Annotated in this window: 13 protein-coding genes; 9 read left to right on the top strand and 4 right to left on the bottom strand. The window is 73.6% G+C overall.

Annotated elements, in window-relative coordinates; all coding sequences use genetic code 11:
- Positions 1 to 94: 94 nt before the first annotated feature.
- Positions 95 to 1,945, bottom strand: coding sequence for an efflux RND transporter periplasmic adaptor subunit (locus tag OG344_RS05500; RefSeq protein ID WP_405087255.1), 1,851 nt, complete (start codon positions 1,943 to 1,945; stop codon positions 95 to 97).
- A gap of 144 nt (positions 1,946 to 2,089) precedes the next feature.
- Here OG344_RS05500 and OG344_RS05495 point away from each other — a divergent pair, with 144 nt between their 5' ends.
- The 9 genes from OG344_RS05495 (at position 2,090) to OG344_RS05455 (ending at position 12,489) form a co-directional block, all read left to right on the top strand.
- Entirely contained in the window at positions 2,090 to 3,268 is a 1,179-nt protein-coding gene (locus OG344_RS05495) for an efflux RND transporter periplasmic adaptor subunit (RefSeq protein ID WP_405087254.1), read from the top strand.
- A 50-nt stretch (positions 3,269 to 3,318) separates the two neighbouring features.
- Positions 3,319 to 4,059, top strand: coding sequence for an ABC transporter ATP-binding protein (locus OG344_RS05490; RefSeq protein ID WP_405087253.1), 741 nt, complete (start codon positions 3,319 to 3,321; stop codon positions 4,057 to 4,059).
- On the top strand, positions 4,056 to 5,348 hold the full coding sequence (locus OG344_RS05485; RefSeq protein ID WP_405087252.1) for an ABC transporter permease: 1,293 nt from the start codon (positions 4,056 to 4,058) through the stop codon (positions 5,346 to 5,348). The genes OG344_RS05490 and OG344_RS05485 overlap by 4 nt, the downstream gene beginning before the upstream one ends.
- Positions 5,349 to 5,479: 131 nt before the next feature.
- Positions 5,480 to 6,091: a hypothetical protein gene (locus OG344_RS05480; RefSeq protein WP_405087251.1), complete on the top strand. Its 612-nt coding sequence runs from the start codon at positions 5,480 to 5,482 to the stop codon at positions 6,089 to 6,091.
- The gene (locus tag OG344_RS05475; protein WP_405087250.1) at positions 6,088 to 6,777 is read left to right on the top strand and encodes a response regulator transcription factor; all 690 of its coding nucleotides are present in this window, start codon (positions 6,088 to 6,090) and stop codon (positions 6,775 to 6,777) included. The genes OG344_RS05480 and OG344_RS05475 overlap by 4 nt, the downstream gene beginning before the upstream one ends.
- Positions 6,770 to 8,287, top strand: a complete 1,518-nt coding sequence (locus tag OG344_RS05470; protein WP_405087249.1) for a sensor histidine kinase — start codon at positions 6,770 to 6,772, stop codon at positions 8,285 to 8,287. Before OG344_RS05475 ends, OG344_RS05470 begins: the two co-directional genes overlap by 8 nt.
- Positions 8,288 to 8,290: 3 nt before the next feature.
- Entirely contained in the window at positions 8,291 to 9,004 is a 714-nt protein-coding gene (locus tag OG344_RS05465; protein WP_405087248.1) for a hypothetical protein, read from the top strand.
- A 141-nt stretch (positions 9,005 to 9,145) separates the two neighbouring features.
- Positions 9,146 to 10,897, top strand: coding sequence for an ABC transporter (locus OG344_RS05460; protein ID WP_405087247.1), 1,752 nt, complete (start codon positions 9,146 to 9,148; stop codon positions 10,895 to 10,897).
- The gene (locus tag OG344_RS05455; RefSeq protein WP_405087246.1) at positions 10,894 to 12,489 is read left to right on the top strand and encodes a YfjP family GTPase; all 1,596 of its coding nucleotides are present in this window, start codon (positions 10,894 to 10,896) and stop codon (positions 12,487 to 12,489) included. The genes OG344_RS05460 and OG344_RS05455 overlap by 4 nt, the downstream gene beginning before the upstream one ends.
- Positions 12,490 to 12,604: 115 nt before the next feature.
- Here OG344_RS05455 and OG344_RS05450 read toward each other — a convergent pair whose 3' ends face one another.
- The 3 genes from OG344_RS05450 to OG344_RS05440 form a co-directional block, all read right to left on the bottom strand.
- Positions 12,605 to 13,723 (bottom strand): SPFH domain-containing protein, encoded by a 1,119-nt coding sequence (locus OG344_RS05450; RefSeq protein WP_327048158.1) that lies wholly within the window; start codon positions 13,721 to 13,723, stop codon positions 12,605 to 12,607.
- Positions 13,724 to 13,729: 6 nt separating this feature from the next.
- Complete coding sequence (locus OG344_RS05445; RefSeq protein WP_327048157.1) at positions 13,730 to 14,161, bottom strand: NfeD family protein; 432 nt, start codon at positions 14,159 to 14,161, stop codon at positions 13,730 to 13,732.
- A gap of 91 nt (positions 14,162 to 14,252) precedes the next feature.
- Entirely contained in the window at positions 14,253 to 14,690 is a 438-nt protein-coding gene (locus OG344_RS05440) for a hypothetical protein (RefSeq protein WP_405087245.1), read from the bottom strand.
- Positions 14,691 to 14,746 lie beyond the last annotated feature (56 nt).

Raw genomic sequence — 14,746 nt, 5'->3', positions numbered from 1 at the left:
ACCGATCGCCTGCCTGACTCCGGGTCATCCTCGCTCACGTCGAACGCTGGGCAGGCTGTACGCGGTGCTGGGGTGCCGGGGCTCAGCCGGGGGGTCATCGGGGAGCGGGGAAGCCTTCGTCGGGGAAGGCGGTGGTCGTCGTGGGGAGGACGACCCGGTCGCCTTGGGAGAGGCCGGTGACGACCTCCACGTTGGTGTCGCCGCGCACGCCGACTTCGACGGTCCGCCGGACCTGGGCGCCGCCGCCGTCGGCCACGGTGACCACGGCCGTGCCGTCGCCCTGGACGTGTACGGCCTGGGAGGGGACGTAGAGCGCGTCGGCCGCCTCGCCGGTGGTCACCTTGACGGTGGCGCTCTGCCCCAGCAGCAGCCGGGCCGGGCGGCTGTCGAGGTCGATGCGCACGCCGTAGCGGACGAGCCGGTCGGAAGTGGTCGCGGTGGGGTCGATGTGGGCCACCGTTCCGGGGTACTCCCGGCCCGGTTGCGTGGGCAGCGTGACGACGGCGGTCTGACCGGTCTTCAGGAAGCGGATGTCCGACTCCGTGAACAACGCCTGCACCTGCAGGTTGTCGAGGTCGCCCAGGGTGAGGAAGGCGCCCGAGGTGTAGTGGGAGCCCGTGTCCCCCGAGATCGACAGGACTGTCCCGTCCGCCGGGGCCTTGATCCGGATGCCCGCGAGGGCCTCCTTGGCCTCGGCCAGTTCGGTCGTCGCCTGACTGACCTGCGCTTCGGCCTGTGCCTCGGTGAGCCGCGCGCCGCCCTGACCCGCCTGCCCGCCTCGGCCGTCCTGTCCGCCCTGACCCGCCTGCCCGCCACTCCGGCCGCCGCCGAAGCCCGTACGTCCCTGAGTGCCCTGACCCCCCTGTCCCTGTGAACCTTGTCCCTGCGGGTTCTGTCCCTCTCCACCCTGGCCGGGCGCGCAGGCGCCGGAGGGACGGCCGGGGGAGGGGCGCGGCGAAGAGGACGGCTTCCCCGACGGCTGCCCGGGTTTCTGCCCGGGCGGTGCGGTGGGTGGAATCGAGATGCTGACCTCGGGATCGGGCCCGGTCCTGCCATCGTGCGCGGGGTTGGGACGGTGCGTTCTCGTCGGATGCGGATGGCGGCTCGGCGAGGACGTGGGCGTGGGACCGGGCTCGGGCCCGGAACCACCATGCTCACCGCCCCGGTAGGCCGCGAACACGACGCTCGCGGTCCCCGCCGTTCCGTTGCCTGCGTACAGCGCGATGCCGATCGAGGGTGTGGTGGCATGCGGGGACGGCTGAGCGGTCGGGTGCGCCGAAGGGCGGGGGGACGGCGTCGGGCAGGTCGCCTGACCGCCGCCGGAACCTCCCGGCCCCGCCGATCCGGCGCCTGCCCCGGTCGCGCCTCCGCCGGTTGTGCCTGCGCCGGTTGTGCCTGCGCCCGATCGACCGCCGGTGGCGCCGGCGGTCGATCCGGTGGCGCCGGCCCCTGCTCCACCACCTGTTCCGCTGCCGCCGGAAGGGGCGGATCCGGCCGTACCCCGGCCCGATCCGGCTGCGCCGGTTCCCGCTCCGTCGCCGCCTGAGGATACGGCGGTGCCTGAAGACACGGCGGTGCCGTTCCTGACGTCGTCGAGGGTCTCGCGGGCGGCGGCGAGGGCGGCCTTGGCGGCCTCGTAGTTCTCCCGGGCGATGGTGTCGTCGATCCGGGCGAGGACCTTGCCCCGGCGGACCTTCTCTCCGACCTTGACGTAGACCTTCTCGACCACACCCTCCGCCCCGAAGGCGAGATCGCGCACTCCCGTGTCGACCGTGTTGCCCGCGGCCGAGACGTACGCCGTGATCGTGCCCCGCCTGACGGAGACGAGCGACACCGGGCCGGTGCCGGAGGAGTCGTCGCCGGTGGCGGAGATCACGGCGACGCTCGCGATGACGATCCCCGCCAGCGCGAGCCCTCCGACGCGGTATGGGGCGCTCGATCTCATGGCGGTCATCCTGCTGACGCCATGTCACCGGTGGCTTGGCCGTACCTGAAAGTTGACTGTGGATGCGGACCGCAGGCGGACTGTCAGCAAACCCTCAGCATCGGCCGAGGTTGCCCGAAGCGGGGTTTGCCAGGGTTCGGGGTCGTGAAGCTGTCGACGAAGCGCAGGACGCTGGTCATCAACGGCGTCCTGGTGGTGCTGCTGCTCGGCGGGATCGCGGCGGCCTGGGCGTCACTGGGAGGCGATTCCTCCGCCGGGGCCGCGCCGCCGACGACCCGGGTGACCCGCGGGACCGTGCTCGCGTCGGTGTCGGCGTCCGGTTCCGTGGAGAGCGCCCGCACCCGGGCGCTCTCGTTCGGCACGAACGGTACGGTGCGGACCGTGCTGGTCGAGACCGGCGACAGGGTCAAGAAGGGCCAGGTGCTCGCCCGGCTCGACGACACGGCGGCCCGGGAGAGCCTGGAGGCGGCCAAGGCGAGCCTGGACGCCGCCGACGCCGCCGACACCTCGACGGCCTCGGGCTATTCGCAGTACATCAGCGCGAGGAACGCCTACCGGTCGGCGAAGCGGGCGCTGGCGGGTACGGTGCTCAAGGCGCCGTTCGCGGGGGTCGTCACGGCGGTCAACGGTTCGGAGGGCGGGTCCTCGGGCGGGTCCGGCGGTTCCTCCTCCCAGAGCGGACAATCGCAGTCCTCGTCCCAGTCCCAGGGCGCGTCCACGGGTTTCGCCGAGATCGCCGATCCCGCGCGGCTGCGGATCGTGGGGAACTTCACCGAGGCCGACGTCACCAGGATCAAGACCGGCCAGGCGGCGACGGTGACCTTCGACGCTCTCACCGGGGTGACGGCCGCCGGCAAGGTGTCCGTGATCGACCCGCAGCCGCAGACGAACAACAACGTCGTGCAGTACGCCGTGACGGTCGCGCTGACCGGCGTCCCCTCCTCCGTACGGCTCGGGCAGACGGCCACGGTCCAGGTGACGGTGGGCACGGCGGACGACGTGCTCACGGTGGCGTCCTCGGCGGTCACCACCGCGGGCGGCCAGACGCTGGTGACCGTGCTGGAGAACGGCAGGCAGGTGGTGAGACGGGTGGAGACCGGCCTGAAGGGCGACACGACCACCGAGATCAAGTCGGGGCTCCAGGAGGGCGACCAGGTGGTGCGGCCCCAGGCCACGACCACCGGCGGAGGCGGCGGCATCCAGTTCCCGGGCGGCGGAGGCGGGTTCGGGCGCGGCTTCGGCGGCGGCGCGGGTGGGAGCGCGGGTGGGGGCGCGGGTGGGGGCGGCAGAGGCGGCGCCGGGGGCGGCGGGGGCGGCCGGTGAACCCCGAACCGCCGGTGAACCTCGCTCCACCGGTGAACTCCGCTCCATCGGTGAACTCCGCCCCGCCGCCCGTACTCGTCCTCGGCCAGGTCACCAAGGTGTACGGCGAGGGAGAGACGGCGGTGCGCGCGCTGCGCGGGGTGTCGCTCACGGTCGAGCGCGGTGACTACGTCGCGATCATGGGGGCCTCGGGGTCCGGCAAGTCGACGCTGATGAACATCATCGGCTGCCTCGACGTGCCGTCCGGCGGCACCTATCACCTGGACGGCACCGACGTCGGCGCCCTCGACGAGCGGCGGCTGGCGATCGTCCGCAACCGGAAGGTCGGGTTCGTCTTCCAGTCGTTCAACCTGATCCCCCGGATGAGCGCGCTCGCCAACGTCGAGCTCCCCCTGGCGTACGGCGGGGTCCACGCCGCGGAGCGGCGCCGCCGGGCGCTGGCCGCGCTCGACCGGGTGGGCCTCGCCGACCGGGTCCACCACCAGCCCAACGAACTTTCCGGCGGTCAGCAGCAGCGGGTGGCGGTGGCCCGCGCGCTCGTCACCGCGCCGACCCTGCTGCTCGCGGACGAGCCCACGGGTGCCCTCGACAGCACGTCCAGCGGAGACATCATGAACATCTTCGACCGGCTCAGCGTGAGCGGCCGGACCCTCGTCCTCATCACGCACGAGGAGGAGGTCGCCGCCCACGCCAAGCGGGTCGTCCGCCTCATGGACGGCCGGATCGTGGACGACGTGCGCACCACCTCGGTCGGCGGCCCGCCGCCGCGGCTCGCCGAGGTGGCCTCGTGAACGCCGCGGAGGTCCTGCGCTTCGCGCTGCGCGGCCTGGCCGCCAACAAGATGCGCAGCGCGCTCACCATGCTCGGCATCCTGATCGGCGTCGCCGCGGTGATCCTGCTGGTCGCGGTGGGCGAGGGGTCCTCCCAGCAGATCCAGCAGAACATCCAGCGGCTCGGGGCGAACTCGCTGACCGTCACGCCCTCCACCTCGGGAGGCGGAGGGGGCCCAGGCGGAGGGTTCGCCCGGCTCCTCGGCGGCGGCGGGGGAGGCGGGGGAGGAGCGGGTGCGCGGCAGAACACCGGCCCCCGCACCCAGGCCAGGGACCTGACCCTGGACGACGCGCGGGCGCTGGCCGACCCGGCGAACGCCCCCTCCGTCAGGAGCGTCTCGCCGATCGTGACCGCCCAGTCCCAGACCGCGACGTACGAGGGGGCGAGCCACGCGATCGGGCAGTTCGTCGGCACCTATCCGAGCTATTTCGAGACGTCGAACAAGCCGGTCGTCAAGGGCGCCTACTTCTACAACGACGACGTGCTCGCCGCCCGGAAGGTCGTGGTCATCGGGCACACGGTGGCCGAGGACCTGTTCGGCGCGGTCGATCCGGTCGGCCGGCAGATCACCGTGTCGGGCGTGCCGTTCACGGTCGTGGGCGTGCTGAAGGAGGCCGGATCGTCGGGGTTCCAGGACGCCGACGACCTGGCGATCGCGCCGCTGCCCGCCGTACAGCAGAGCCTGACCGGGTTCGGGCCGCTGGGCCAGATCCTCGTGCAGGCGAAGAGCGCCGAGACGGTCGACGCGGCGCAGAGCGAGGTCGCCGGGGTGCTCGACCAGCGGCACGGGATCACGAACGCGGCGAGCGCCGACTATCGCATCCTCAACCAGGCGACCCTGCAGGAGACGGTCAGCGCGGCGACCGCGACGTTCACGGTCCTGCTCGGCGCGGTGGCGGCGATCAGCCTGCTCGTCGGCGGCATCGGCATCACCAACATCATGCTCGTCACGGTCACCGAGCGGACCCGGGAGATCGGCATCCGGAAGGCGATCGGCGCGCCCAGGGGGGCGATACTGGGACAGTTCCTCGCCGAGGCGACGCTGCTCAGCCTGGTCGGCGGCCTGCTGGGCGTGCTGATCGCGGTCGTCGGCGCCCAGTTCACGATCGCGGGCGTACGGCCGGTTGTCGTCCCGGCCTCGATCGCGCTGGCGCTGGGCGTGTCGGTCGCGATCGGCCTGTTCTTCGGCAGCTATCCCGCCAACCGCGCCGCCGGACTGCGGCCGATCGAGGCCCTGCGCTTCGAATGACCCCCGACCCCGGGCCCCCAGACCCCTGAGCCCGAACCCCCGAGCCGAGACCACCCGAACTGAGACCACCCGAACTGAGACCACCCGAGCCGAGACCACCCGAGCCGCGGACCCACCGAAGGGAGACGGATGTGAGCAGACGCGACACAGAGGAGCTTCTGGAGAGCTCGCCGTTCGGCGACGACCTCCAGGAGGTGCTGGCGGCGCATCCGGCCCGGGCGGGCGGGTCCAAGGTGACCCTGGCCCTGGCGGGAGGCGTCCTGCTGGTGGCCGGGCTGCTCCTCGGCATCCAGGCGCACAAGCTCTTCGGCGGCTCCACGCCGGGCCGCGCGGCCGGCGCGGGCGCGTACGGCAGCGGACAGGGCCCCGCCGGTGGTCAGTCCGCCGGTGGTCAGGCCGGCCAGGGCGCCGCCGGCGGCGGGTACGGCCGAGGCGGAGCGTTCGGAGGCGCGGGCAGAGGCGCCGAAGACGGAGGCGGAGGCGCTGCGGGCGCGGGCGGCATGACCTTCGGCACCGTCAAGCTGGTCGACGGCGACAAGATCTACGTCCAGACCATGAGCGGTGCGGTGGTCACGGTCACCACCTCCCACGACACCCGCGTGCAGGTGACCCGGGCGGGCAAGGTCGCGGACATCAAGCCGGGCGGCTTCGTCACCGTCGCCGGGACCGCCGACGCGGAGGGGCAGGTGGCGGCCACCTCCGTCACCCAGGGCTCACCCGGCGGCAGGAGGGCGGGCTCGTGACCACCGAGGGCCGTCTGCTCGTCGTCGACGACGAGCCGGACATCAGGGAGCTTCTGTCGGCGAGCCTGCGGTACGCCGGGTTCGAGGTGATCACCGCGGCGACCGGGCGCGAGGCGGTGGAACTCGCCGGCCAGGCGCGCCCGGATCTGATCGTGCTCGATGTCATGCTGCCCGACCTGGATGGGTTCGCCGTCTCCGACCGGCTCCGCCTGACGGGACGGCGGATCCCCGTGCTGTTCCTCACCGCGAGGGACGCCGCCGAGGACAAACTCGCCGGTCTCGGCCGCGGCGACGACTACGTGACCAAGCCGTTCAGCCTGGAGGAGGTGCTCGCCCGGATCCGGGCCGTGCTGCGCCGCACCCGTTCGGACGACCCGCTCCCCGCCCGGCTGTGCGTCGCCGACCTGGAGCTCGACGAGGAGTCCCACCAGGTGTGGCGCCGCGGCGCGCCGGTGCGGCTCTCGCCCACCGAGTTCAAGCTGCTGCACTACTTCATGGCGAACCAGGGCCGGGTGCTGTCGAAGGCGCAGATCCTCGACCACGTCTGGCACTACGACTTCGGCGGAGACCGCAACGTCGTCGAGTCGTACGTCTCCTACCTGCGGCGCAAGGTGGACGCGGTCGAGCCGAAGCTGATCCACACCCTGCGCGGCGTGGGCTATGTCCTCCGTGCGCCGCGTGGGTGAGCGGCTCCGCGCCCTGACCCGGGCGAGCCGGAGGCTCCGCCTGCTCGGCGTCCGCGAGCTTCGGCGGCGGGCCGCGCGGACCCCGCTGTGGCTGCGGCTCGTCGCGGGCACGCTGCTGCTCGTGACGCTCGCGATCGCGCTGACCGGGGGCTTCGCCGTACAGCTCCTGCGGGGTTATCTGGTGGACCGGGTCGACGCGCAGCTCTCGGCGTTCGCCCGGCGCCCGTCCGAGCCGCCTTCCGGGTCGCGGCCGAGAGACCCGGACAGAGACCCGAACAGAGACCAGGGCACGGAGCCGTATTCGCGGCCGCCGAGGCAGTTCGGCTTCTTCTACATCGTCCTGCTCGACGCCGACGGCAGGCTGCTGCACACGGTGCAGGAGCCGCCGAACTCCGACCCGCCCGCGCTGCCCAAGCCCAGGGCCGACCGCGCGCAGTGGCTGTTCACGGTGGAGTCCCCCTCAGGGGATCGGTGGCGGGGGATCGTCGTGCGCGAGGAGCGGCGCGGCCGCTTCCGCGTCGCCGCGGTGAGTCTCGCCGACATCGACGGCACGGTCTCCCGGCTCGTGCTCATCGTCACCGGGGTGGGCCTCGCCGTGGTCGTCGCGCTCGGCGTCGCCTGCTACTGGCTCGTACGGCACAGCCTGCGCCCGCTCGGGGAGATCGAGCGGACGGCGGAGGCCATCGCGGAGGGCGACCTGTCGCGGCGTGTCCCGCCCCGCCACCAGCGTACGGAGATGGGCCGGCTCGGCCGGTCCATCAACGGGATGCTCGCCCAGATCGAGACGGCGTTCCAGGAGCGGGAGGCGTCGCAGGAGCGGATGCGCCGCTTCATGGCCGACGCCTCCCACGAGCTGCGTACGCCGCTGACCTCGATCCGGGGCTACGCCGAGCTGTACCGGCAGCAGCGGTCGCAGGATCCCGGGACGCTGCTGCGCCGCATCGAGGACCAGGCCGTACGGATGGGCCTGCTGGTGGACGACCTGCTGCTGCTCGCGCGGCTCGACCAGCAGCGCCCGCTCGAACGCCGCCCGGTCGACGTGCTCAGCCTCGCGGCGGGGGCGGTGCTCGACGCGCAGACCCTGGCGCCGGACCGGGAGATCGACCTGTTCCGGCTGGACGGGTCGGATCGGCCGGTGCGGGTGCTCGGCGACGAGGCGCGGCTGCGGCAGGTCGTCGGCAACCTGGTGGGCAACGTCCTGCGTCACACGCCCGAGGGCACGGCCTTCCGCGTCGGCGTGGGCGCCCTGCCGGGCCCGGTCGCGGTGATCGAGGTGGCCGACGACGGGCCCGGTCTCGCGCCCGGCGACGCCGGCCGCGTCTTCGAGAGGTTCTACCGCGCCGACCCCGCCCGCAGCCGGGCCGACTCCGGCGGCACCGGACTGGGGTTGTCGATCGCCGCCGCCCTCGTCCAGGCGCACGGCGGCACCATCACGGCGGACAGCGAGCCCGGGCACGGTGCGGTGTTCCGCATCCGCATCCCCTCCTGCCCGCCCGTCGAGAAAGGCTGACAGATGCCAGGCACTTCGAGATCCGCCGTACGCGGCCCGGCCGGCGCCGCCTCGCTTCGTCGCCCGTACGCAGCTGTGGTCGCGGTGGTCCTCACGGTCATGGTGGCCGGCTGCGGTGGCGGCGGCAACGGTGGCGCCGACGGCGGTGGGAGCGCGGGTGGTGGGAGCGCGGGTGGTGGCCCTGGTGGCGCGACCGCCGGTGCCGCGACCGGCGACCGGGCCGCGGGGGCCGGGTCCCGGGCGGCGTTCACCGACTGCCTGCGCCAGAACGGCGTCACGCTGCCGAGCGGCCGCCCGTCCGCATGGCCCGGTGACCGGCCCGGTGACCGGCCCGGTGACCGGCGCAGGAGCAGGCCGACGGAGTGGCCGAGCGTGAGGCCCACTGCCTGGCCCACTGCCTGGCCCAGCGGTAGGCCCAGCGGCGGGCCGGGCGGGGGCTTCGGCGGGTTCCGCTCGATGGACCCGGCGACGCAGAAGGCGTTCGAGGCGTGTCGTTCGCTGATGCCGCAGGGTGGTCCGGGCGGGTTCGGCCGGCGCGGCGCGGATCCCCAGGCCCTGCAGGCCTTCCGCACCTGCATGAAGGACAACGGCGCGGAGATCTCCGGCGCGGTCCGCCTCCGCGACCTCGCGACGGCGGACCCCAAGGTCGCCAAGGCGTACGAGAAGTGCGGGGTGCTGCTGCCCGCCGCCACTCCCACTCCCGCCCCCGGCGGCTGACGAACCGGACGCCGCCCGCCGGTCCAGCCCCGGGCGCCTGGGGGTGCCGCCCCGATCGGGTGCCCGCGAAACAGGCCTGGCGCCGGGTGATCTCGGCGCGGGTGGCTGATTCGAGGGCCTTCCCCGGGGAAGGTCGGGTGTATGGCGGGGAACGACAGGCTGCGAGCGGCCCTGGAGATCCTGCGGCGTCACCTCGATCAGGACCTGTTCCCCCTGGAGATCGGGGACGCCGCGGCCGACCGGCGCGTGCTGAAGGAGCTGCGCGGACAGCTCGACGACTACCTGCTGCCCCGCCTCGCCGCCATCGACGCGCCGCTGCTCGCGGTCGTCGGCGGCTCGACCGGGGCGGGCAAGTCGACGCTGGTCAACTCCCTCGTCGGCACGACCGTGACCGAGCCGGGGGTGCTGCGGCCCACCACGCTAGCGCCGACCCTGGTGTGCAACCCCGCCGACTCTCCCTGGTTCACCTCGCCGGTGATCCTGCCCGGCCTGGCCAGGGTGACGGGCGGAGCGATCGGCGGCGCGACGGGGGGAGCGTCCGGCGCGGGACGGGGCGAGCCCGGCACGCTGCGGATCGCCCCCGTGGAGGCGCTGCCCCCCGGGCTGGCGCTGCTCGACGCCCCCGACATCGACTCGGTCGTCACCGCCAACCGGGAGCTGGCCGCGCAACTGCTCGCCGCGGCCGACCTGTGGCTGTTCGTCACGACCGCCGCGCGGTACGCCGACGAGGTGCCGTGGAGCTTCCTGCGCCTGGCCCGGGAGCGGAGCACGGCGCTCGCGGTGATCCTCCAGCGGGTGCCGGACGAGGCGCGCGAGCCCGTGGCCGCCGACCTGGCCCGGCTGCTCGCGGACAACGGCCTGGCCGGCACGCCGCTGTTCGCCGTGCCGGAGCTGGCGCTGCCCTCGGAACGGGCCCGGCTGCCCGCGCCCGCCGTGCAGCCGATCGCGACCTGGCTCGCCGACCTGTCGGTGGACGCCAAGGCGCGGGCCGAGGTGGTCCGGCGCACCCTCACCGGCGCGCTCGACAGCCTCGCGACCCGGGTGCCCGATCTCGCCGACCGCGTCGAGCGCCAGCGCGTGGGCATCGCCGAACTGCGCGCCATCGCCGACAAGGCGTACGACGTGGCGATGTCGGCGTTCGACGAGGGCATGCGGGACGGCAGGCTGCTGCGCGGTGAGGTGCTGGCCCGCTGGCAGGACTTCGTCGGCACGGGCGACCTCATGCGGTCGCTGGAGTCGCGGATCGGCTGGCTGCGCGACCGGATCGCGGCGGCGTTCCGGGGTGGTCCCGCGCCCGACCGGGAGCTGCGCGTGGCGCTGGAGAGCGGGGTGGAGTCGCTGATCCGGTCCACCGCCGACGGCGCCGCCGAGCGGGCCGTCGAGGCGTGGCTGGCCCTGCCCGCCGGGCGCGACGTGCTGGACAGGTCCGGCGTCGCCGTCTCAGGACGGCTCGGCCGCGCCTCCGCCGACCTGCCCCGCCGGGCGGGCGAAGCCGTACGCGCCTGGCAGGGCCACGTGCTCGACCTGGTGAGGTCGGAGGGCGCCGACCGGCGCACGATCGCCCGGGCGGCGTCGTTCGGGGTGAACAGCCTGGGAGTGCTGATCATGCTGGCCGTCTTCTCCACGACGGGCGGGATCACCGGCATAGAGCTGGGCATCGCGGGCGGCACCGGCGTGCTCAGTCAGAAACTGCTGGAGGCCGTATTCGGCGACCAGGCCGTGCGCACCCTGACGCAGGAGGCCCGGGAGGACCTGCGCCGCCGGGTCCGCGCGCTGCTCGACGAGGAACGCGCCCGCTTCTCCTCGCTGGTCGAGGGGCTGGGCCCGGCCACCGAGACGGCGGCGCGGCTGCGGGAGGCGGCCAAGGCCGTACAGGAGAGGGGCGACCTGTGAAGCTCCTGCGCAGGAAGGCGGAGGTGCCGCTGGACGACCGCCTGGAGGCGCTGGCGGAGGCCGTCGACCTGGCCGAGGGCCGGCTCGGCCCCGAAACCGTGGAGCGCGCCCGCGCCGTGGTGACCCGGGCCGGCGTACGGCGGGGCCTGTCGGTGGACCACACGGCGGTGACCCTCGCGGGGGCGACGGGCAGCGGGAAGTCGTCGCTGTTCAACGCGTTGTCCGGGACGGATCTCGCGACCGTGGGCGTGACCCGGCCCACCACGTCGAAGGCGCAGGCGGCCCTGTGGGGCCCGGACGGCTCCGGCCCGCTGCTCGACTGGCTCGGCGTCCCGCTGCGGCACACCGTCGAGGGGGAGTCGCCGGGGCTGATCCTGCTCGACCTGCCCGACCACGACTCGATCGAGCTGTCCCACCGCGAGGAGGTGGATCGCCTCGTCGCCGTGGTCGACCTGCTGGTGTGGGTGCTCGACCCGCAGAAGTACGCCGACGCGGCCGTGCACGAGCGTTACCTGCGGCCGCTCGCCCGGCACCGGGACGTCATGGTCGTGGTGCTCAACCAGGTGGACCGGCTGCCCGAGAACGCCGTCAAGCGTTGCCTGGACGACCTGCGGGGCCTGCTGGCGGCCGACGGCCTGGACGGCGTGCCGCTCCTCGCCGTGTCCGCCCGCACCGGTGCGGGCCTCCCCGAACTGCGGAAGCTGCTCGAAGGAGAGGTCTCCCGGCGCCGCGCCTGGTCGTCGCGCCTCGCCGCCGACGTGGCCTCGTCCGCCGCGGCGCTCTGGGCTCCGGAGGCGGCGTACGCGGGGCCGGCGCCGGGGGAGGTGGTCGTGCCCGAGGTCACCGTGAGCAGGGCCCTGACACGGGCGCTCGCCCAGGCGGCCGGAGTGCCGGTCGTGGTGGAGGCCGTCGCGAAGTCGCACCGGCACCGTTCGACCGCCGCGACGGGATGGCCCGTGACGCGCTGGCTGCGGAAGCTGAGGCCCGACCCGCTGCGCCGCCTGCACCTGGCCCGCGGCAGCCGGTCGTCGCTGCCCCCGGCGACCGCCGTGCAGGCGTCCGCCCTCGACACCGCGCTCCGCGACGTGGGAGTCGCCGCCTCGGCGGGCGTGCCCGAGCCGTGGGCGACAGCCGTACGCCACGCCGCCCGCTCGCGGTCGGGAGAGCTGACCGACACCCTGGACCGGGTGGTCGCGACCGTCTCCGGCGGCGTGTCCCGGGCTCCGCGCTGGTGGCGCGTGGCCGGGGCGGCCCAGTGGCTGACCGTCGCCGCGATGGCCGCCGGGGCGATCTGGCTGCTCGTGGTGTTCGGGCTCGACTATCTGATGCTGCCGCGGCCGCTCACGCCGACCCTTGGCCGGGCGCCCTGGCCGACCGTGCTGCTGATCGGCGGGGCGCTGCTGGGAGTGCTGATCGCCCTGGTGTGCCGGGCGGCGGCCTGGCTCGGCGGACGCCGCCGGGCACGCAAAGCCGCCAAAGCTCTGCGTGCCCGGATCGAGCAGGTCGCCGCGGAGTTGGTCATCACTCCCACACGGGACGAGCTGGCCCGCTACGCCCGGTTCGCCGAGTGCGTGACCGTCGCCGCGTCCTGACCCACCCCGGCTGCGGCGATTTCACCCTGTCGGTCGCGACCGCAGCCGGGCGAGTCCACGACGCGTTCACCCGGCTGACCACCAGGCGGCCGGGGCGTGGCGGTGGCGCACCGGGTCAGGGGCGTTCGGCGGGCGGGATGGCGCCCGACGGGTCGGGCGTGACGGCGTGGGCGGGGTCGGGGTTGGCGCCGGCCAGGGTGTCGAGGTTGGGCCGGCCGGCCTCGATCCGGCGCGGGCCCAGCTCGCTGTCCTCGGCCGCCGCCTTCGCCTCGGCGGCGGCGCGCTCGGCCTCCGCGACCGCCTCGCTGCCCGCCGCGCTCAGCTCCCGCCTGCCGCTTTCGGCCGTGGCGGCCGAGGAGGCGGGCAGCGCCTCGGTGAACGCCTTCGACACCGAGTGGAGCGCCGAGGTGACCTCGCTCGGGATCACCCAGAACGTGTTGTTCTCGCCCTGCGCGAGCTGGGGCAGCACCTGGAGGTACTGGTAGGCGAGCAGCTTGGGGTCCGGGTCGTTGCGGTGCACGGCCTGGAACACCTCGTCGATCGCCTGCGACTGGCCCTGGGCCTTGAGGATCTGCGAGGTCCGCTCGCCCTCGGCCCGCAGGATGGCGCTCTGCTTCTCGCCCTCGGCCGTGAGGATCTTCGACTGCCGCTGGCCCTCGGCCGTGAGGATCGCCGCGCGCTTGTCCCGCTCGGCGCGCATCTGCTTCTCCATCGCGTCCTTGATGGTCTTCGGCGGGTCGATCGCCTTGATCTCGACCCGGTTGACCCGGATGCCCCACTTGCCGGTCGCCTCGTCGAGCACGCCGCGCAGCTGGCTGTTGATCACGTCGCGGGAGGTGAGCGTCTTCTCCAGGTCCATGCCGCCGACCACGTTGCGCAGGGTCGTCACGGTGAGCTGCTCGACGCCCTGGATGAAGTTGGCGATCTCGTACTCCGCCGCCCGGGGATCGGTGACCTGGAAGTACAGCACCGTGTCGATGTCCACAACCAGGTTGTCCTCGGTGATGACCGGCTGCGGCTGGAACGACACCACCTGCTCGCGCAGGTCCAGCAGCGGACGGACCCGGTCGATGTACGGGATCACGAAGTTCAGGCCGGGACCGAGCGTGCGGTAGTACCTGCCCAGGCGTTCGACGTTGCCGGCCCGGGCCTGCGGCACGATGCGGATCGACCGTAGGACCGTGAAGACCACGACCAGGGCGATGATGATTCCGGCGATGACTGCTCCGTCCATGCCTCACTACTCCCGGGGATATACGAGGGCGGTCGCGCCCTCGATCTCTATGACGTCGACCGTGGCCCCTGCCGGGATCACGAGCGTCTCGTCGTATGCGCGGGCCGACCACTCCTCGCCGCCGATGCGTACCCGGCCGTCCCTGCCGGTGACCTCGGCGGTCACGTACGCGGACCTGCCGATCAGCGCGCGCACCCCGAACAGGCGTGGCGGAGGCTGTTTGATGTGCCGCACCGCGAGGGGCCGTACACCGGCGAGGCCGGCCGCGGAGGCGATGACGAACACGGCGAGCTGGAGCGCGGGCGGCAGCCCGACGAGCGCGACCACCGTCGTGAGAAGGGCCGCGATCGACAGCAGTCCCAGCGCCGCGGTCAGCGTGAAGAGCTCCGCGACGCCCAGCACCGCCGCCAGGATGAGCCATACGATCCAGGAGTCCATTGCCGCCTCCATAGCAATGAACGAATGTCATCGCCGTCTGGTTCCTCCATCAAACCTCACGAGCCGGGGAAACGGCGAGTTCGGGGCCGGTTCAGCGTCCCTTGATTTCCGGAGCGGACGGCGCGCGTGGAGCGGATGGAGCGCCCGGCAGCCGTGCCCCGGCGGGCAACAGCGGTTCGCACGCGTGCACCGCCGCACCATAGATCCGCGACGAGCCGTCGACCCGCTCACCCTTGATATCCAGGTTGACCAGGCCGTCCGATGAGAGCGTGACGTCGGGGAAGGCGGGTACGCCGTGCGCGCGCATGCAGGCCGTGAAGGCGGTGCCGATCTCCGCGCCGGTCGTGCCGCTCACGGCCGCGGTCGTGGTGGGGGTCGTCGTGGAGGTCGCGGAGGACTCCCCGCCCGTGACCACGCCTCTGATCACGCCGAACAGCACGGCGATCACGGCCACGGTCGCCACGGCACTCAGCACGATCGCCGGGCCGGATATGGCACGCGACAGCCGTCTGGTCGTCGGTCGCATCATCTTGCCGCTCCTCGGAGAGTAGGGACTTGCCGACACGTCCGAGTCAAGCCGGGCAC

It is taken from the genome of Microbispora sp. NBC_01389, from assembly GCF_045040095.1.
Classification (GTDB): domain Bacteria; phylum Actinomycetota; class Actinomycetes; order Streptosporangiales; family Streptosporangiaceae; genus Microbispora.
This window is presented reverse-complemented; position numbering and strand designations above follow the sequence as displayed.